At 43.4% G+C, this 19,313-nt stretch carries 15 protein-coding genes and 2 riboswitches; of the genes, 4 read left to right on the top strand and 11 right to left on the bottom strand.

What is annotated here, in order from left to right:
* Positions 1-74: 74 nt before the first annotated feature.
* The 6 genes from LU279_RS03600 to LU279_RS03575 form a co-directional block, all read right to left on the bottom strand.
* Positions 75-1,085: an ABC transporter permease subunit gene (locus tag LU279_RS03600; protein WP_147598440.1), complete on the bottom strand. Its 1,011-nt coding sequence runs from the start codon at positions 1,083-1,085 to the stop codon at positions 75-77.
* Positions 1,085-2,146: an ABC transporter permease gene (locus LU279_RS03595; RefSeq protein WP_147598441.1), complete on the bottom strand. Its 1,062-nt coding sequence runs from the start codon at positions 2,144-2,146 to the stop codon at positions 1,085-1,087. The genes LU279_RS03600 and LU279_RS03595 overlap by 1 nt, the downstream gene beginning before the upstream one ends.
* Positions 2,139-3,665, bottom strand: a complete 1,527-nt coding sequence (locus LU279_RS03590) for a sugar ABC transporter ATP-binding protein (RefSeq protein ID WP_173751884.1) — start codon at positions 3,663-3,665, stop codon at positions 2,139-2,141. Before LU279_RS03590 ends, LU279_RS03595 begins: the two co-directional genes overlap by 8 nt.
* A 212-nt stretch (positions 3,666-3,877) precedes the next feature.
* A complete protein-coding gene (locus tag LU279_RS03585; RefSeq protein ID WP_022008326.1) occupies positions 3,878-4,930 on the bottom strand; it encodes an ABC transporter substrate-binding protein in 1,053 nt (350 codons plus the stop codon).
* A gap of 169 nt (positions 4,931-5,099) precedes the next feature.
* On the bottom strand, positions 5,100-6,512 hold the full coding sequence (locus tag LU279_RS03580) for a sensor histidine kinase (RefSeq protein WP_022008325.1): 1,413 nt from the start codon (positions 6,510-6,512) through the stop codon (positions 5,100-5,102).
* Complete coding sequence (locus LU279_RS03575) at positions 6,509-8,140, bottom strand: response regulator transcription factor (RefSeq protein ID WP_022008324.1); 1,632 nt, start codon at positions 8,138-8,140, stop codon at positions 6,509-6,511. Before LU279_RS03575 ends, LU279_RS03580 begins: the two co-directional genes overlap by 4 nt.
* 453 nt (positions 8,141-8,593) lie before the next feature.
* Here LU279_RS03575 and LU279_RS03570 point away from each other — a divergent pair, with 453 nt between their 5' ends.
* Entirely contained in the window at positions 8,594-9,076 is a 483-nt protein-coding gene (locus LU279_RS03570; protein WP_274421202.1) for a DUF1700 domain-containing protein, read from the top strand.
* A 12-nt stretch (positions 9,077-9,088) separates the two neighbouring features.
* Here LU279_RS03570 and LU279_RS03565 read toward each other — a convergent pair whose 3' ends face one another.
* Genes LU279_RS03565 through LU279_RS03555 form a run of 3 tightly spaced genes read right to left on the bottom strand, consistent with a single transcriptional unit; the run spans position 9,089 to position 11,938 of the window.
* Positions 9,089-9,859, bottom strand: a complete 771-nt coding sequence (locus LU279_RS03565) for an ABC transporter ATP-binding protein (protein WP_274421201.1) — start codon at positions 9,857-9,859, stop codon at positions 9,089-9,091.
* Positions 9,860-9,874: 15 nt separating this feature from the next.
* Positions 9,875-10,933 carry a FecCD family ABC transporter permease gene (locus LU279_RS03560; protein ID WP_274421200.1) on the bottom strand — a complete coding sequence of 353 codons (1,059 nt, stop codon included), beginning with the start codon at positions 10,931-10,933 and terminating at the stop codon, positions 9,875-9,877.
* Positions 10,934-10,942: 9 nt separating this feature from the next.
* On the bottom strand, positions 10,943-11,938 hold the full coding sequence (locus tag LU279_RS03555; protein ID WP_274421199.1) for an ABC transporter substrate-binding protein: 996 nt from the start codon (positions 11,936-11,938) through the stop codon (positions 10,943-10,945).
* 156 nt (positions 11,939-12,094) lie between these two features.
* Positions 12,095-12,284: riboswitch (cobalamin riboswitch) on the bottom strand.
* A gap of 238 nt (positions 12,285-12,522) precedes the next feature.
* Between LU279_RS03555 and LU279_RS03550 the strand changes: the two genes are divergently transcribed.
* Entirely contained in the window at positions 12,523-13,281 is a 759-nt protein-coding gene (locus tag LU279_RS03550; RefSeq protein ID WP_274421198.1) for a hypothetical protein, read from the top strand.
* A 168-nt stretch (positions 13,282-13,449) separates the two neighbouring features.
* Positions 13,450-13,530: riboswitch (ZMP/ZTP riboswitch) on the top strand.
* 89 nt (positions 13,531-13,619) lie between these two features.
* Complete coding sequence (locus tag LU279_RS03545) at positions 13,620-15,305, top strand: formate--tetrahydrofolate ligase (RefSeq protein ID WP_274421197.1); 1,686 nt, start codon at positions 13,620-13,622, stop codon at positions 15,303-15,305.
* 154 nt (positions 15,306-15,459) lie between these two features.
* Here the strand turns inward: LU279_RS03545 and LU279_RS03540 are convergent, their stop codons facing one another.
* The gene (locus LU279_RS03540; protein ID WP_274421196.1) at positions 15,460-16,284 is read right to left on the bottom strand and encodes a MerR family transcriptional regulator; all 825 of its coding nucleotides are present in this window, start codon (positions 16,282-16,284) and stop codon (positions 15,460-15,462) included.
* A gap of 75 nt (positions 16,285-16,359) precedes the next feature.
* On the opposite strand from LU279_RS03540, the gene LU279_RS03535 reads away from it, so the two are divergent.
* Complete coding sequence (locus LU279_RS03535) at positions 16,360-17,706, top strand: MATE family efflux transporter (RefSeq protein ID WP_274421195.1); 1,347 nt, start codon at positions 16,360-16,362, stop codon at positions 17,704-17,706.
* An 85-nt stretch (positions 17,707-17,791) separates the two neighbouring features.
* Here the strand turns inward: LU279_RS03535 and xylB are convergent, their stop codons facing one another.
* Positions 17,792-19,249, bottom strand: a complete 1,458-nt coding sequence (gene xylB / locus LU279_RS03530; protein ID WP_274421194.1) for a xylulokinase — start codon at positions 19,247-19,249, stop codon at positions 17,792-17,794.
* Between the last annotated feature and the right edge of the window lie 64 nt (positions 19,250-19,313).

Genomic DNA, 19,313 nt, shown 5'->3' with positions numbered 1-19,313 from the left:
ATTTATTATAATATTCTTCCGCGAAAACATCAATATCAGCTTTGCTTACATCTTTTCAATTACTGCATTACTGTTTATTTTTTCTTCTTTGCAGAAGCCAGTACAGACTGGATCACAATAAAGAAGCACAGAAGGGCGGAAAGCACGATTCTTACCCACCAGCTGGAAAGTGTTCCCTGGGCTGTAATAAGACTTGAAATCGTTCCCTTGATGAGAACACCAAACATGGTTCCGATTGGAGTTCCCACACCTCCGGAAAGAAGTGTTCCGCCGATAACTGCCGAGGAGATGGCATCCATTTCCAGTCCTTTTGCCTGCTCAACAAAACCTGCACAGCTGTTCAGGCAGAATAAGAAACCGCCCAGGCCTGCCAGAAATCCGTCAAGAACATAAGCCTTGAACATTGTTTTTTTCACATCAAGTCCCATCATCAGAGCACTCTGCTTATTTCCGCCGATAGCGTAAAGCTTACGTCCGAATTTACGGTATTTCAAAAGGATTGCACAGAGAACCACTACGATCAGCGCAATAATAACGGTAGGCGGTATGTATGCCGGAATAAATTTACCTTTTTTGTTGGTGGAACCAAAAGGCATATAAAAACGGTAGTTTGCCCAGCTGAGAAATACCTTGTTTTTAATAGCGATCATATCTGTGCTGATGATAGCAGTAAGGCCTCGTCCGAAGAACATTCCTGCCAGTGTTACGATAAAGGGCTGGATGCCCATATAGGTTACAAGAAAGCCCTGTACAATACCAAACAGAAGTCCGATGCCAAGAGCAACTGCAACTGCAACATAAGCGCTTGCACCTTTGTTTTCCATAAGGTCTGCCATTACCATGCACACAAGGGCCGTTACAGAGCCTACAGAAATATCAATTCCTCCTGTTATCATAACAATGGTAAGTCCGCAGGAAATAACAAGGAGTCCTGCATTGGATACAAACAGGTTCAAAAACATCTGAGGTTTCGCAAAACCTTTGTCTGCAAAAATCACCATGCCTGCAGCGTACATTACGAAGAACAGAACAATTGTGATCAGCAAAAGGAATCCTGAGCTTGTCATTTTCTTTTTCTGTTTCATTATTTCTGCCCTCCTTCTGCTACTGCACCGGATGCTTTTCTGCTTTTCAGTCCGGCGATGAATTTCTTAAATACCTCACTCTGAAGAGTTACGATGATAATAACTACAATAGCCTTGTATACCGGAAGCTGATCCGCCTTTACATTCATTGCGTAAAGAGTTGTTGTAAGAGCCTGAATGGTATAGGCGCCGATTACAGAACCTACCAGGCTGAATTTACCGCCGCCAAGGAAGTTTCCGCCAAGAGCAACTGCAAGGATCGCATCCATCTCAAGATTCAGACCGATATTGTTTGCATCTGCAGAATAGATACGGCTGGAGGCAACGATTCCGGCAATACCTGCAAGAACACCGCAGATCACATAGGTCAGAAACTTGATCATAGTAGAATTCAGGCCTACCAGACGGGCTGCTTTTCCGTTAATGCCAACACTTTCTATATAAAGACCAAGGGCTGTTTTTTTCAGGATCAGGGCAACGATCACAACTGTGATCACTGCAAAGAAAATCGGGGTTGGAATCGGACATTTTCCGATATATCCGCCTGCCATTTTAAAGGAATCCACACGGATGTAGGTAATCTGACCTGCTGTGATAAGCTGTGCAATACCACGTCCTGCAGTATACAGGATCAACGTTGCAACCATGGGCTGGATACGCAGCCTGGCTACCAGGAATCCATTGAACGCGCCGCAGAGAGCTGATGCCAGAAGAGCTGCCACAACTGCAAGGATAATGGAGTTCTGATACTCAGTAACTGAAACCTGTCCGCCGGAAAGTACCTGACAGCAAACCGCTGCCGCCACTGCCATTACCGCACCTACACTGATATCCTGTCCGCCGGAAGCAGCTGTTACGAGAGTCATGCCCACTGCCAGGATAACCAGCTCGGAAGCACGGTTGATAACATCAATAATGTATCCGTAAAGGACACCGTTCCTGATAGATACATTAAAAAAGTCCGGTGTTTTTATCACATTGAGCAGAAGCACGGCGATCAGGCATACGATCGGGAGAAAAAGCCTTGCGCCTGTGATCTGTTTTAATTTGCTTTTATTCATCTTTATCGTCACCTCCTGCAATGGCTTTCATAATACTGCTCTGAGAAAGTTCATGCTCTTCCAGCTCGCCCACCTTTTCTCCGTCACGGAGCACTGCCATACGGGAGCAGGTACGGAGCATTTCCTCTACCTCTGAGGAAATAAAGGTCACTGCCATTCCCTGATCTGCAAGGTCAAGGACAATTTTCTGGATCTCTGTCTTTGTACCAATGTCAATACCTCTTGTAGGCTCATCCAGAATCAGATATTCCGGATTCGTCAGAAGCCATCTGCCAAGGATCACCTTCTGCTGATTACCGCCGGAAAGACTCTTAATCGGTGTCTCACGGCTTGCAGTCTTGATCTGAAGCATATCAATGTATTTGTCTGCAGCTTCTTCCATTTCCTTTCTGCTTAATGGATGGAACATACCTTTTTTCGCCTGAAGGGCAATAATAATATTTTCTCTTACAGAAAGGTCTGCGATAATGCCTTCTGCTTTACGGTCTTCAGGAAGATATGCCATACCAAGCTTCATAGCCTCCAGAGGGCTGTTGATCTTTACTTCTTTTCCATTGACCTTCAGCTTTCCGCAGTCTGCCTTATCTGCACCGTAGATGGCGCGGACAAGCTCGGAACGGCCGGAGCCCAGAAGACCGGTAAGGCCGATTACCTCGCCTTTATTGATCTTAATATTAAATGGTTTAATAGTTCCCTTATGTCCAAGTCCCTCTGCTTCAATTACCGGAACGGAACCCTCTGCTTTCTTTCCTTCATGAGCACTCTTAATATCAGCAAGGTCGTCAAAATCCTTGCCCATCATCTTGGCTACCAGCATGACTCTCGGCAGATCCTTTGTCTCATACTCCCCTACCAGCTCGCCGTTGCGAAGAACTGTGATCCTGTCGCAAACTGCATAAACCTGTTCCAGGAAATGAGTAACAAAGATAATTCCAACTCCCTCATCCCGAAGTCTTCTCATAAGGACAAACAGCTTTTCAACCTCGTCATCATCCAGCGAAGAGGTCGGCTCATCCAGGATCAGTACCTGACATTTCATATCCACTGCACGGGCAATGGCGATCATCTGCTGAATAGCCACTGAACACTCATCCAGCATCTGGGTAGGCGGTACGTGAATATCAAGACTTTCCAGAAGCTTTTCAGAACGGTTATTCATTTCTTTCCAGTTGATCATTCCCATTTTACGGGGTTCACGTCCGATAAAAAGATTCTCAGCCACAGTCAGGTTCGGGCACAGATTGACCTCCTGATATACTGTACTGATTCCGTTTTCCTGCGCCTCCTGCGGGGAATGATTGATGATATTTTTTTCTTTGTCAGCCATGCGGATGCTTCCGCTTTCAAATTCATGAACACCTGTCAGAACCTTGATCAACGTAGATTTTCCTGCACCGTTTTCTCCCATTAACGCATGGATCTCGCCTTTACGCAAAGTGAAATCCACATGGGAAAGAGCACGGACACCGGTGAAATTTTTACTGATATCACGCATTTCCAGCACAACATTCTGTTCCATATTCTTTCCACCTGCTTTCCCTAAATTTTTATAATTATCTGTAAAATCATATAAAATATGCCAAAAACAGATTTTCTTCTCTGATTTTGAGCGCAAAAGGAGCGTGGTCCACTGATCCGGGTTCTCCGAATTATGTACCACGCTCCGGATTCACTTCCTGTTTCTCAGACTTTCCTATCTGCTTCCACTTTTGTTGTCAGTCTGCTCTGTAATTAATATGCACGTCCGTCAATGATTTCCTGTGTGATCGGTGTAACTGCATATTCGCCTTCTTCTTCAAGGCTGTTTACTGCTGTTACAGAAGCAACAGTATCGTCAGATGCAAAGATTTCCTCGTCTACATAGTTCAGTTTCTCAACTTCTTCACCAGCTTCAAGAGCTTTGATCAGTTCTTCTGCACGTGGTCCGTGAAGTGGGTTGCACTCTACATCACAGGCAATTTTTCCGTTCAGAGTGTCTGTAAGACCAGCGTTTGTTGTATCAAAGGAGATAACCAGGATTTCACCGTTTGCAATGTCAGTTCCTACTGTTTTGCCGGCAGCCTCAATAGCGTCGATTGCGCCGAATGCTTCGTTGTCGTTCTCACAGTATACAACATTGATATTGTCATATTTCTTCAGCATGGACTCCATAACTTCCTGTCCTTTTGCCTGAGTAAACTCACCGGACTGCTGCTCGAGAAGATCCCAGCCATATTTCTCTACGCCTTCCTCAAGACCCTGTGTACGTCCGATCTGAGCTGTGGAACCGATTGTTCCCTGAATATCTACAATATGAAGATCCTCTGGTTTGATCTCTTTTGCTGTTGCGTATGCGTTCAGCCATTCTGCTGCTTTACGACCCTCCAGAAGAGCGTCTGTTCCGATCCATGTAGTATAAAGGCTGTCATCAGAAACATCAACCATACGGTCAACAATGATAACCGGGATTCCGGCATCCTTTGCTTCCTGAAGAACTGTATCCCATCCGGTTTCAGTTACAGGAGCAAGAAGAATATAATCAACCTCCTGCTGGATGAAGTTACGGATTGCAGTCAGCTGGTTCTCCTGTTTCTGCTGTGCATCGTCAAAGATCAGCTCATATCCGTTTTCCTCAGAGAATGTGGATTTCATGGACTCAGTATTTGCTGTACGCCAGTCAGATTCTGCGCCAACCTGTGAAAATCCAACTGTAATAGTATCCTCTGCCGCATATACGCTTGTTGCGCCTGCAAGTCCTGCTACCATTGCTGCTGTCATAACTGCTGCCATAATTTTTTTCTTCATGTTCCGTTTCCTCCCTTTACTTTTTGGTTCGGTGTTTTTTAAGATGTCTTTATTATAGCGAAAACCACCAAAAACTCCATAGAATATTTTCGGAAAAATGTATGGTCTTTTATCAATTTTTTGTTTTCAATTTAACAAATTGATTTTTTTACGATTAAAGTTGATTTATTTATGATGAGAGGTTAATTTTTTTACCAATACGAATTTCAATTACAGTACCTCTGCCTTCCTCTGAATGAATCTCCATTCCATATCCGGCCCCATAATAAAGTCTCAGCCGCTCTGCCACTGCCGAAAGTCCAAATCCGGCCCGTTCTCCTGTGCGGATCGCATGCTGAATTTCCAGAAGACGCTCTTTTTTCATACCCTGCCCATTATCCGTTACCCTCAGGATCAGATCGTCCCCTCTTTTCTCTCCCTCGATCAGTATTTTTCCCCCGCCTCTTTTGTTTTTTATTCCATGATACAGAGCGTTTTCAGCCAAAGGCTGAAGCGTCAGCTTTGGAACCATAACTTCATTAAATTCTTCCGGAATATGAATCTCAAATTCCAGAATATCCCGGTATCTGGACTGCTGGATCTCCAGATAACTGACTGTATGTCTTTTTTCCTCGGAAAGGGTGATCACATCGTTTCCCTTTGAAAGTGAGGTCCTGAAAAATACAGACAGATTGGAGATCATTTCCACAGCATCGTCATTCTGTCCCCCTTCGATCAGCCAGATAATGGTGTCCAGCGTATTATAGAGAAAGTGAGGGTTCACCTGAGCCTGAAGAAGCTGAAGCTGTGTCAGATGCTGCATTTCTTCTTCCTTTTTTACACTCTGCAGCAGTTGCTCGATCTTCTCTGCCATCCTTCGGATTCCTGCATCCAGCTCCTCAATTTCCATACTGTCAGTATCGACTTCAGAAATCTCAAAATTTCCCCGTCCTACTTCCCTGACATTTCCAAGGATTTCTGTCACAGGTCTTGTAATGCTTCTTGAAAACCGAAAAGAACGGCGCAGCATAATACCTACTGTAACCACAAACAGAACCACAACGCCGCCCACCAGCATATAGACTCTTTGTGTCATAAGAGACTCCATATGAACCAGATACATGGATTCGTTATAAATAAAATTCTGCATTTCCTCTACAATAAGACGGGTCAGAATCCGGATATTGTTGTCCATGGAAGCCATTTTCTGGTCATACTCAGTGATCTCTGTCAATTCCACCATTCTTTTTTCAAGGTTTTTCAGATAACTTTCCAGATGCTTCAGATTTTTACGGCTCTCACTGCTGGATGTATTTTCTTTCAGCTTGTTCAAGATTTTTTCCGCATCCCTGACACTTTTCATCACTTCAGGCAAATAGCTGTTTTCCTCTGTTCCTACAGCAATAGAGTACATGCCAAGATCAACATCATCCTTAAAATGAAGATTAAATTCACTGCTGATAGCAAGATTCTCAAGAAGTCTGTCATACTGTGAAATATACCTGGAAACAATAGCCAGAAGCAGAAGCATTAATACCACCATGGGCACCAGCGTACCGAGAAGGATTCTTTTTATTTTTGTTTCCAGCCGGATCTTCTTCATCCTCTGTCCTCCCTGGTTTTACGGTATTCACTTGGCGTCATTCCCTGTGTCTTCTTAAATAGATAGCTGAAATAATGGGCGTCTTTATATCCAACCTCTGCTGCGATCTCACTGGAACGTTTTCCGGTACACCGGAGCAGCTCCCTTGCATGCTCCATTCTGAGAGCTGTCAGATATTCTATAAATGTCTGTCCCATATTCTGACTGAACAGAGCACTGAAATGATTGGCGCTGATGTTTGCCACCTGAGCGGCAGTATTCAGAGAAAGACTTTCATTCATATAATGAGTATCAATATATTCAATGGCTGATTTCAGGATACTCCGGTTTCTGTTTCCCGAGTTCTCATCCCGAAGCATAATTGCCTTCCGGATAATATCCTGAGCGTATTTTTTGGCAGTTTCCATGGATTGAGCCCTTTCCATCAACTCCTGCTCTGTATCCTGTCCTTCCAGTCTGCCCGGTTCGCAGCCTAATTTCTGCAAAAATCCCAGAACAGAAAACCTTACATTCAATATCACATAATTGCGGAACACCAGAGATTCCATTGCCTCATAGCCGATAGCCTGAAAATAATCTCTTACAAAGTCCTCTGTCTCATCCAGAAGCCCACTTCCCAGAAATCGTTCCAGAGTGGCCGGATTCAGGGCATTGATGTCAATTTTTTTCAGAAAAGGGCTGTTATCCCTTTTGGTATCTTCCTGTTTCAGATCCTTATAATAGAGAACAGAGCCGTCATAAAGATAACGCCTTGCAAAGGTTTTGGAAGCTGTATAATAACTGGATTTGATACTGCTCAGTCTTTCTACCGGCTGTCCCACTGCCAGAAACCAGTCCTGCTCCCTTTCGCCCTTCATAATCCCCTTAAAAAACTCCACACATTTTTCTGTATTTTCAGAAAGCGCGTCTCTCTTTTCCTTTACAAGAACGCCATAGCTGAACGCATTGTTACGGAAGAGCATGGCATTTGCATTGTCCACAAAAAAAGCTTCCATTTTTTCTCTTCTCTGAGCTTCACACTCAGAGTACGCTTCAGAAATATCATAGCTTTCCGTTCCGGTATCCATTGTAAAAAGAATGATATTGTAGACTTCTGCAACAATATCAAGCCCTAGCCGCTCTGCCTGTCTGTAGATTTCTCCCACATCCATTTTTCCGCTGACAAGAGCTTCAAAAAAATCTCTGCTTGCATTTCTTTCGTATTCCTGAATCTCCCTGCGGAACTTTTCATAATAGTCCCGCTGTCCTTTTTCTCTCTCCCAGCGTTCCCGTATTTCTGTCAGACGCTCCAGAAATGCATTTTTTGTAATGGGCTTTAAAAGATAATCTTCTACCCCTATGGCTATCGCCTGCTTTGCATAATTAAAATCGTCATATCCGCTGAGAATCACTATTTTCATCTCAGGAAAATCCTTTCTCACCATACGGCACAGGGTCAGCCCGTCCATAAACGGCATTTTAATATCCGTGATCAGAAGATCCGGCTTCAGATTTTTTATCATTGGAAGAGCCACTTCCCCGTCCGGAGCCTCGCCAACCAGCTCATATCCATACTGCTCCCAGGGAATCATCTTTTTTATGGTCTCCCTGACAACAATTTCATCTTCCACAAGAAAAGTTCGTAACATGTTTCCTGCCTCCTGCCTTTTTGTACTGGTTTCCCTTTTCATAAAAACATGATCAGACCATCTGTTTTTTATTTTATAACCTGGAAAGAATGTATACAAGCTATTTTTACGGAACAGCCCTAAAAAATCATCCTTCTGTTTCCATGAAATTTACCGGACCTTCTGAATTGTTTTATGGAAATTTAATATTTCAAAAACTATTATGATTTCTTCCTGTGTGATAAAATATCAGTAATTCTATGCATACACATTTATCAGATATTAAGAAGAAAGCTCTGTGTCATCCAGACATAAAAAAAATCTCTCCATATGCCTGTAATAAACACAGCTTTTCAGAATCCTTATGTAATTTTGAAAAATATGTTTGTTTATAGAATAAAAACTTCCTCCGGATATACAGAGGAAGTCTACAGAAAAACAGAATGATGTTCTTAATGATTTCAGGAGATGGATATGACCAAAAAAGAATTTCTTAACACTCTATACGAACAGCTTTCAGATCAGATGCCGGAGGCAAAAGCTTCCGCACATACACAATACTATCATGATTATATACAGGACGCCCTGAAAAAGGGACAGTCCGAAAAACAGGTTATGGATTCTCTCGGAGATCCCCGACTGATCGCAAAAACTCTTATTGATACAGACGCTGATCCTTCTGTATTCTCCGGAACCGATACCTCCGAGTACTCAGGTCAGGATATTTACCATACAGATCATACAGATTATGGAAATCAGTCAGACAGCGAATACGGTCAACCCAAACACAGGCACTATCATCTGGATCTTTCCACCTGGTACGGGAAACTGATCGTAATCGCAGCTGCTGCTGCAGTTCTTGCCCTTCTGTTTATGGTACTCAGTTTTCTGCTTCCTGTTATCCTTGTTGTAGGTGTAGTTCTGTTTCTGGTTTCTCAGTTCCGAAAAAGACACTGACAAAAATATTCTTTATATCCAGCCCGGAAGATAGTAAATCTGCAGTTTTCCGGTTGCCGGATTCCGGGAAATCTGAGCCCGGATCTGAAAATACTTCCAGAGGTTCTCCGAAGTGAGAACCTCTTCAGGAGTTCCATTGTCCACAATCTTACCCTGATACATAAAGAGAATCCTGTCACAGTAAAGAGCCGCCAGATTCAGATCATGAACAGAGGAAAATACTGTTGCCTTCTGTTTTTTCAGAATATCCATAATCTGATACTGATAACTGATATCCAGATGATTGGTGGGCTCGTCCAGAACAATATATCTGCTTTCCTGAATCAATACTCTGGCCAAAAGCACCCTCTGTTTTTCTCCTCCGGACAGGCTGAGATACGATCTGTCTTCATAGCCCTCCAGTCCCACTTCCGTAAGATATTCTGCACATAATTCCCTGTCCCTGGATGTGTCTCCCTGAAGAAATTTTTTATGGGAATAACGTCCGAACATTACCATATCCTGAACCTTAAAATCAAATTCCATATTGTTTTCCTGAGCCATTACTGCAAGCTCCCGGGCCATCTTTCTGGAGGACAATTTCAGAATATCATTTCCGTCAATAAACACAGTGTTATACTTTGGGCGAAGAGTTCGGTAAATATTTTTCAGAAGAGTAGATTTGCCACAGCCATTTGGTCCCACCAGCCCTACAAATTCTTTCTCATGGATTTCAAGCGAAATACCATTCAGGATTTCTTTTCCACCAATCTCATAATCCAGAGTTTTTACCTCTAAACTCACTGTCTAATAACCTCCTCACATTTTCTCTCGGCTCCCTTTCCAGATCAGATACAGGAAAAAAGGTGCTCCAAAAAAGGCGGATATCACTCCCACCGGCAATTCTTCCGGAGCGATCATCACTCTGGAAAGAAGATCCGCGATCACAGCAAACAGTCCGCCTCCCAGAAGCGCCAGCGGAATCAGCTTTCTGTGTCCTGAACCGGCAACTCTTCTCATCATATGAGGCACAACCAGGCCAATAAATCCAATCACGCCGCTGACCGAGACAACCACACCTGTAAGTACTGTAGAAGCTGCAATAATAACCCATTTTAACTTCCGGGTATCCACCCCCAGATTTTCTGCTGCATCATCTCCGAGAAGCAGCACATCCAGCTCTTTTGCAAAAAGAAAAATCACTGCCACTGCAATAACAAAAACCACTGCCACATAATGCAGACGGGACCAAGTAGCTCCGCTTAGAGAACCCACCATCCAGTAAAGCGCTGTTTTGGTCTTATCAGAGGCGCCCCCGCCATACACTATTAAATTTGTTATAGCTGAAAACAGAGCCGAAGTAGCTATTCCTGCCAATACTAGCTGGGTGGATGTAATACGCCCCCGAACAGAAGCGATTTTCATGGACATAATAATCGAAAGCGCTGCTCCGGCTGTTGCGCCCACAATCACGGAATAGCCCCCAAAAATGCTGAACATCCCAAGTACCATAGCGCAGACTGCTCCTGCCGATGCACCGGAAGAAATTCCAAGGACATAAGGATCTGCCAGGGAATTTTTTGTGAGAGCCTGCATCAGAACTCCGCAAAGCGACAATCCTGCTCCTACAATAAATGCCATCAGAACTCTCGGAAAACGGATATTCCAGATAATATTTTCTGTTTTTGTCTCCCACACTGCATCAAAAATCTCACGCCCAAAGCTTTTATTAATAATAATCTTCACAATATTTACCGGTGATATTTCTACTGCCCCCATGGTCACAGAAATACAGGTAAAAACAGCGATCAGTCCTAATATAAAAAGCAGAAGGACGGCAAAGTGCCTCCTCCCGCCTGCTGTTGCTCTTTTTTTCATAGCATCCTCTTATTTAAACAGATCCGGATAAAGCTGCTGCGCGATCTGCTCCACTGTAGCCGCACTTCCTGCTGAACCCTGCATATCACTGCAGCTTGCGGAATAAATTCTGTCTTCTTTTACTGCTGTGAGGTCTTTTGTATACTCGCTTGTTTCCAGAAATTCTTTTTTGGCAGCAATATCGTCCTCACCTGTGTAATCCAGAATTACAATGGCTTCCGGATCACGCTCAATCACTTCCTCCCAGGAAGGAGTTGCCCATCCTTTTTCAATATCGTCAAAAATAGAAATACCGCCTGCAAGTTTCAGAATATCTCCCGGCATTCCCTGGCATGCAGTAAAAGGCGCATCCTCACCGGAATCATAAACAAAAACTTCCACAGGATCTTTATAAGCATCCTCGCCGATAGTCTCTTTCACTGACTGGATCTTATCCTTCATAGCCTGTACTTTTTCCGCTGCTACATCCTCTGCCTGAAAGATTTTTCCAAGAGTTTCATAGTCTTTATAAAGGTCCTCAAAGGTCGCCTTATCTGAGCATACATACGGGAAATACATGGCAATGCCATTTTCCTCACAAAAATCTCTGTTAAAGCTTTTGTCTGCAAACACAGAATCCCAGCCAATCAAAAAATCACAGCCTGTTTCCAGAAGTTTTTCTTTTGACATATTGGAAAGAGCCTGTCCCGGTTCCAAAAGCTGCGGAACTTTCTCACTTGCAGGAAATTCTGATTTTGTACTCCAGCAGTTTCCTTTTGTATATCCTGCCATCTGATCCTCCAGGCCCAGATCAAAGAAAAGATCCGCCATCTGTTCTCCGGAAGCCACTACTGCGGACGGCTTTTCCGTAAATGTATACTCTACATTCTCTCCCAGACCTGAACGCTGTAAATTCAGGGTAATGGTTACCGGTTCATAATCAGTCGCTGCTGATACCGTACCTGCGCTTACTCCCACTGTCATAACCGCAGCCATCATCATACTGAACATTTTTTTGTTACACATTGTTTTTCCTCCTGAAAATATAATCTGGCCCATCTTTACTCATCCTGTACACAAAAAAACACTGCGGTCCTACGGCCTGCAGTGTGTCTGTTTTACTTATATGGATACAGTATCCCTCTGTTTTCTGCATGACCATGGCCCGTGGATGCAAAAAAGAACTAAGCAGGTCTTCTGGCTTCACGCAGCAATCATGTTCTGTTCCTTCCCGCTTTCCTGTATGGAATGCAGTGGAACAAAACTGCTTTTATGCGCTTACAGCGGCGGCACCGCACGGGACTCTCACCCGTTTCCCTTTTCACTGATCCTTACAGCCATCCCAGGATATCTGTAAAATCAGCACTTAATTCTGTTTCTTTATATCATAGCCTTCCAGGAATGTCAAGATATTCACAATTATACGAACTTATCTGAATATTATCTGTTACTGCTCATCCAGTATTCTGATCAGGCTGATGCGAAAACCCACCTGCTGCGCTGTTATTTTCAAATAGTTTTTTCAAAAAATTCCGGTATTATTCTTTCTTTTCAGAATCTTCTGTGATAAAATTGTAGTATTATACTTACAACTCAGGAGGAATCCGTATATGAAAGATGAAAACACTCAGGTAACTGAATCCTTTGACGAACAGGAACAGCTGCGCTCTGAAAAAAGAGGGCTCAGAATGTTTTTTGCCGGGCTCGTCAGTGTCCTTATCGCCTTTGGCTTTATTATCGCCGGGATATTTTTCCAGGAGCATAATGTAAAAAACGGCGATGCAATTGCTCTAGTTGGCTTTACTGTCTTCGGTTTCATATCACTTGTTCTTATTCTCAAAAATATCAGCTATGCCCTGATATGGGAAGCAGAACGTAAAGAAAAGAAGCTGAGCGCTCAGGAACTTACTTCTCTTCCTGCAATGGGCAAAATGACTTTGCAGCAGAGTCTGAGCCAAAATAAATTCCAGTATGAAAACGGTTATTATTACCGAAAAAAATTCTCTTTCTGGAAAGACTGGGTCCGCTATTATATAAAGCTGATAGATTCCTCTGATCTGTCCGAAGCACTTGACCGTGAAATTAATAATTTTAACAATTCTGACTGCGATGGGCAGAATGCCTGCCTGATCATCATTATGTATCAGAATGGGGTAACAGAAGATACCAAAACAGCCCTGAAGGAAATTTCCACCGACAGCGCCATTGCAGAAACTGTCATTGATCCTCATCTGAATGCAACCTTTCTTTCAGTTGCTGTTGACAGCCTTACAGGAACAGGGTATTTCTTCGACCTTCACAAAAGCCACATTTCCCTGTATAGCCACGGCTGCAGGCTTCTGAAAAAGCTTACCGGAACTTCCAAATAGTTTTCTGTAAGCTCCCCGTTTACAAATACATTCGTATCGTGCTTTACTTGTGCAATGTATATAAAGTTTATCCAGTATTTTTATAGCATATATACAAAAAACACATATATTTTTGACAATTTCTTGACAAGAACCTGTATTTATGGTAATATTCTGTTATCAATTTAAAACATCTCTGACAACTGGCGGAGACGTGGATAACCACAGGGGAGTCAGAGATTTGTGAAGCCGACCGTCTGGGCAGTATTTGACACTTTCAGATACTGCCCTTTTTTACTCGAACAGGAGCTTTTTTCTGTCCGGGCTCAGGCTTCCGTTTATGAAAGGAGACAAAACTTATGGGATTCAAGAGTGACATCGAAATCGCACAGGAATGCGAAATGAAACCAATTACCGAGATTGCTGCAAAAGCAGGCATTGATGACAAATACCTGGAGCAGTACGGAAAGTACAAAGCAAAAATCGACTACAATCTTCTGAAAGAAACAGACAAACAGGACGGCAAACTGATCCTTGTTACAGCAATCAATCCCACACCGGCAGGCGAAGGAAAAACAACTACAACTGTAGGTCTTGCAGATGGTATGCAGAAGCTTGGCAAAAACGTTATGGTTGCACTTCGTGAGCCATCTCTCGGACCGGTATTCGGCGTAAAAGGCGGCGCAGCAGGCGGCGGCTATGCACAGGTTGTTCCTATGGAAGATATCAACCTTCACTTTACAGGTGACTTCCATGCCATCGGCGCAGCAAACAACCTTCTTGCAGCAATGATCGACAACCATATTTTCCAGGGCAACGCTCTTAACATTGACCCGAGAAAGATCACATGGAGAAGATGTGTGGACATGAACGACCGCCAGCTTCGTAATGTAATCGATGGTCTTGGCGGAAAGACCAACGGTATGCCTCGTGAAGACGGCTATGACATTACTGTTGCTTCTGAGATCATGGCAGTTCTGTGTCTTGCAAGCGATATCAAAGACCTGAAAGAACGTCTTTCCAGAATCATCATCGGATATACTTACGGCAAAGTTTCTGAACAGAAACCGGTAACAGCAGGCGATCTTCATGCTGAGGGCGCTATGACAGCTCTTCTGAAAGACGCTCTGAAACCAAACCTGGTTCAGACTCTTGAGCATGTTCCTGCAATCGTACACGGCGGACCATTCGCTAATATCGCTCACGGATGTAACTCTGTAACAGCTACAAAAATGGCTATGAAACTGGCTGATTACGCAATTACAGAGGCTGGCTTCGGCGCTGACCTTGGTGCTGAGAAATTCCTTGACATCAAATGTCGTATGGCAGGTCTGAAGCCAAACGCTGTTGTTGTTGTTGCAACTGTCCGTGCTCTGAAATACAATGGCGGTGTTGCAAAAGCTGACCTGAATACAGAAAATCTGGAAGCTCTTGAAAAAGGTATTCCAAACCTTCTGAAACACGTAAGCAATATCACAAACGTATACAAACTTCCATGTGTTGTTGCTATTAACGCTTTCCCGACAGATACCAAAGCAGAACTTGATCTTGTAGAAGCAAAATGTAAAGAAATGGGCGTAAATGTAGCTCTTTCTGAAGTATGGGCAAAAGGCGGCGACGGCGGAATTAAACTTGCAGAAGAAGTGATCCGTCTTGTTGAAGAACCAAATGATTTCTCCTATGCATATGAACTGGAAGGTTCTATCGAGGACAAACTGAACCAGATCGTTCAGAAAATCTACGGCGGCAAGAGAGTTGTTCTTACAGCTAACGCTCAGAAGCAGGCAAAACAGCTTGAAGATCTTGGCTTTGGCAACTGCCCGATCTGTGTTGCAAAAACACAGTACAGCCTGACAGACGATCAGACAAAACTGGGCGCTCCTACAGACTTTGAGGTAACTGTACGTAACCTGAAGGTTTCTGCAGGCGCAGGCTTTATCGTAGCCCTTACCGGTGAGATCATGACAATGCCAGGACTTCCAAAAGTGCCGGCAGCTGAAAAGATCGATGTTGACGAAACAGGAAAGATCACAGGTCTGTTCTAATTAAAGGTCACTCATAGTTAATCTATAAGTAATACAGAAAACCGTCCGGAAACGAACCCTCTCCGGACGGTTTTCTATTCTAGTCATCTGTCAGAACTGATAAAAGTTAAATTTACGCTGTAAAGCTGTGGCAGATTTTTATCAGATTTTCCATCTATCTGCCCTGTAGCAACGGTTCTTCCACAGGGATCACCACTCTCGTCACATAATCGTTTTCATCTGCTATGGCAAAATCGTTCATACCAGATTCAAAAGCAAATCCTTTTAATATAAGATTTTTCTGTTCTGCAAACGCCAGCATTTTTTCATAAAGCTCAGGAAGCCTGTTCCAGATTCCCCTCTGATATCCGCAAAGACAAAGTCCTTTTTTTCTTATCAGAACCTCTCCGCCTTTTTCTGTTTTCAACGCAGGAGAAAAAACTCCGTCATACCTTTCAAACTGTTTTTTTCTTACCTTATCAACAGAAATATAGCTGCCGATCCCCATTCTGCACTGTTCAATCCCCCAACATTCCTTTGCATAGGAAAACAGATCTTTTAAATTTTCTTCTTTGATATCAAAAGGAATTACCCGACTGCGTTCTTCCGGAAGTTCCTTTACCTCTATCAGAACATCCTTTACGCGTCTGCATACGGCAAGCTGCTCCTTCCTGATCTTCAGGACTTCTTTTGTCTTTTCCAGCTTTTGTATTTCTCTGTTTATCTCGTTTATTTTTTTATCCGCCAGATCCATAAATTTATCCGGCCCCGGTTCCTGCACATAAGAGCGGATTTCGCGGATACTCATATTCAACTCTTTCAGCATACGAATATATTCAAAATCAATACTCTGACGGCTGGTATAATAACGATACTGATTCTCTCCTTTTCTTTCCGGAAAAAACAGTCCCACAGAATCATAATAATGCAGAGTTCTGGGATTCACCTCATGAATGGCGGCAAACTGCGCTGTTGTTAAATTTATTTCCTGTTTTTTCATATTCTCCTATTGACCTTACACTTACTGTAAAGTTTATGATATCTCATGCACAACAAAAACACAAGGAGGAATCTTATGAATCAGACAAAAGACCGGTCTCTGAACGCCTATCAGAAACCAGTCACTTTAAAAAATGTCATACTCTTTACACTGCCAACCATAGCCATGTCTCTGTTTATGTCCTTTTATACCATGGTAGACGGACTTTTTGTATCAAGGCTCATTGGAACAAACGCTCTCTCTGCCATTAATCTCACCGCCCCTGTGATTTCTCTGGTCACTGCGGTTTCTACCATGCTGGCTACCGGAGGCAGCGCTGCTATCATGAAAAAAATGGGTGAAAAGAAAGAAAAAGAAGCCCGGCAGGATTTTACCAGCCTCATACTTGTAAATATACTGGTTGGTCTTATTATGGGTACCATCGGATACTTTGCCATGAACATAATCTTTTCCAATATGAAGCTTTCTCTGGAGGTCATGAGCTATTGCAGAGATTATCTTGGACATTACCTGATTTTTACTGTCCCGATTCTTTTAATGAATAATTTTTCTCTTTATCTGATCGCCTCTGGAAAATCTTCCCTGTCCTTCATCTGTTCTGTGGCAGGGGGAATTGCAAATATCATCCTTGATTATGTTTTTATACAGATACTGGGAATGGGAATCGGAGGCGCCGCTGTAGCAACCGGAATTGGTTATTCCGTTACTACCGCTGTCGGATTTATTGTTTTCTCTCAGAAAAAAAGTATGCTTCACTTTGTAAAACCTGTATACCGTTTCTCTGTACTGAAAAAAACAATAACCAATGGCTGTTCTGAAATGGCAACCGCTCTGGTAACCGGTATCACTACTCTTATTTTTAACTGGACCATGCTGAAATATGTTGGCGAAAACGGAGTTGCCGCCATTACTATCATTATGTATGTACTGATGTTTGTCAGCTCTCTTTTCAGCGGATATTCCTATGGAGCTGCGCCTATGATCAGCTATTATTACGGCGCTCAGAACCATCTTAAACTGAAAAAACTGATTCGCATGAGCCTGAAGATCATTGCCGGAATCTCTGCCAGCGCCGCACTGATCTCCCTGCTGATCACCGAACCTCTGGTATCTGTTTTTACTGAGCCTTCCTCTCCGGTTTATCAGCTTGCAGTTACCGGAAACCGTATCTGTACTACTGCACTTTTATTTATTGGCTTCAACATTTTTTCCAGTGGAATGTTTACTGCCCTGAATAATGGTGTGATATCTGCAGTGCTTGCTTTTACCAGATCCTTTGTCTTTATGATCATCTGCCTTCTGGCGCTTCCTGCCCTTTTAGGCGTTACCGGAATCTGGCTTGCCAATCCTGCTGCTGAGCTGATGGCAGTTCTTCTGTCTGCATGGATGCTTCTGAAATACCGAAAAAAATATCAGTACTGACACATATGGGAGAGCGTTTTTCTATTCGCTCTCCCATAAACTGTCATCTAAAATCTATTTTTCTCCTTATTATCTTTTGCAGAATTTAAAACAGATCTTTCATTGCGGGATAAAGCTTTCTGAACTTCTGGTAGCGTTCCTCATATTTTGCCACCAGCTCCGGCTCCGGCTCCACAGTATCCACCACATGAGCAAGCTTCTGTCCAATGGTTTCCACATCCGGATACGCTCCGCATCCAACTGCCGCCAGCATGGCTCCTCCCATAGACGGACCTTCCTCAACCTCAAGAACATCAACCTTTAGATTCATAACATTGGCAATGATCTTTTTCCAGAGAGGACTCTTTGCCCCGCCGCCGCAGATCTTGGTACGTTCAATCTTAATTCCAAGGCTTCTTGCAACCTCAAGAGAATCACGCAGTCCAAAAGCAACCCCCTCCAGAACAGCCTGAGTCATATCTGCTCTTGTGGAATCCATAGACATGCCAAAGAACACGCCTCTTGCATCCGGGTTATTATGTGGAGAACGCTCTCCCATCAGATACGGAAGGAAGAATACTCGATTCTCTCCAAGCCTGTCAATGGGAGCCTGCTCTGCCGCAAAATCTTTTGTCTGAAGGATTTCTTCTGCCCACCATTTATTACAGGAGGCAGCGCTTAACATACATCCCATCAGATGATAGCTTCCGTCTGCATGGCAGAAAGAATGCAGGGCATTGTTCTCATCAACGCCAAAATCCTTGCTGGAAATAAAGATAGTTCCTGATGTTCCAAGAGAGATGTTGCACTGTCCGTCTCCCACTGTTCCTGTTCCTACAGCTGCGGCAGCATTATCTCCTGCACCTGCAACAACCTTTACATTTTCGGAAAATCCCAGTTCATCTGCAATAGATTTTTTAAGGGTTCCCACAACCTGCCAGCTCTCATAAAGCTTTGGAAGCTGTTCCTCTTTTACGCCGCAGATCTCCATCATTTCTTTTGACCAGCAACGGTTCTTTACATCCAGAAGCAACATTCCTGAAGCATCGGACACATCTGTACAGAAAGAACCTGACAGGCAGTACGCAAGGTAGTCTTTTGGGAGCATGATCTTTGCAATGCGGGCAAATTTGTCCGGTTCATTTTTTTTCATCCACAGAATCTTCGGGGCAGTAAATCCTGCAAAAGCAATGTTTGCAGTGTACTCAGACAGCTTATCCTTGCCGATTTCGTTATTCAGATACTCTGTTTCCTCCTGGGTACGTCCGTCATTCCAGAGAATAGCAGGGCGGATCACCTGGTCGTTTTCATCCAGAGTTACAAGACCGTGCATCTGTCCCCCAAACCCGATTCCTGCAACTTCTTTGCAGTCAATATCCTTTGTCAGCTCCTTCATTCCTTCCATACTCTGAGCGAACCAATCCTCCGGATTCTGCTCAGACCATCCCGGATGAGGGAAAAATAATGGATATTCTTTTGATACAATATTACAGATTTTTCCGGATTCTTCCATAAGCAGAAGCTTTACGGCAGAGGTTCCCAGATCGATTCCAATATAGTACATATTCTTCGTCCTTTCTTTATTTCAGTACGATTTTTCAATATGGTTTTTATTTTAAACCACACAT

The sequence above is a fragment of the Blautia sp. XA-2221 genome (genome assembly GCF_028767025.1).
Lineage (GTDB): Bacteria > Bacillota > Clostridia > Lachnospirales > Lachnospiraceae > Blautia_A.
The sequence above is the reverse complement of the archived record's forward strand: the minus strand, read 5'-3'. Positions and strand labels throughout refer to the sequence as shown.

Coding starts and splice junctions, on each gene's coding strand:
- LU279_RS03600 (WP_147598440.1), bottom strand. CDS start 1,085: ATGAAACAGAAAAAGAAAATGACAAGCTCAGGATTCCTTTTGCTGATC.
- LU279_RS03595 (WP_147598441.1), bottom strand. CDS start 2,146: ATGAATAAAAGCAAATTAAAACAGATCACAGGCGCAAGGCTTTTTCTC.
- LU279_RS03590 (WP_173751884.1), bottom strand. CDS start 3,665: ATGGAACAGAATGTTGTGCTGGAAATGCGTGATATCAGTAAAAATTTC.
- LU279_RS03585 (WP_022008326.1), bottom strand. CDS start 4,930: ATGAAGAAAAAAATTATGGCAGCAGTTATGACAGCAGCAATGGTAGCA.
- LU279_RS03580 (WP_022008325.1), bottom strand. CDS start 6,512: ATGAAGAAGATCCGGCTGGAAACAAAAATAAAAAGAATCCTTCTCGGT.
- LU279_RS03575 (WP_022008324.1), bottom strand. CDS start 8,140: ATGTTACGAACTTTTCTTGTGGAAGATGAAATTGTTGTCAGGGAGACC.
- LU279_RS03570 (WP_274421202.1), top strand. CDS start 8,594: ATGACCAAAAAAGAATTTCTTAACACTCTATACGAACAGCTTTCAGAT.
- LU279_RS03560 (WP_274421200.1), bottom strand. CDS start 10,933: ATGAAAAAAAGAGCAACAGCAGGCGGGAGGAGGCACTTTGCCGTCCTT.
- LU279_RS03555 (WP_274421199.1), bottom strand. CDS start 11,938: ATGTGTAACAAAAAAATGTTCAGTATGATGATGGCTGCGGTTATGACA.
- LU279_RS03550 (WP_274421198.1), top strand. CDS start 12,523: ATGAAAGATGAAAACACTCAGGTAACTGAATCCTTTGACGAACAGGAA.
- LU279_RS03545 (WP_274421197.1), top strand. CDS start 13,620: ATGGGATTCAAGAGTGACATCGAAATCGCACAGGAATGCGAAATGAAA.
- LU279_RS03540 (WP_274421196.1), bottom strand. CDS start 16,284: ATGAAAAAACAGGAAATAAATTTAACAACAGCGCAGTTTGCCGCCATT.
- LU279_RS03535 (WP_274421195.1), top strand. CDS start 16,360: ATGAATCAGACAAAAGACCGGTCTCTGAACGCCTATCAGAAACCAGTC.
- xylB (WP_274421194.1), bottom strand. CDS start 19,249: ATGTACTATATTGGAATCGATCTGGGAACCTCTGCCGTAAAGCTTCTG.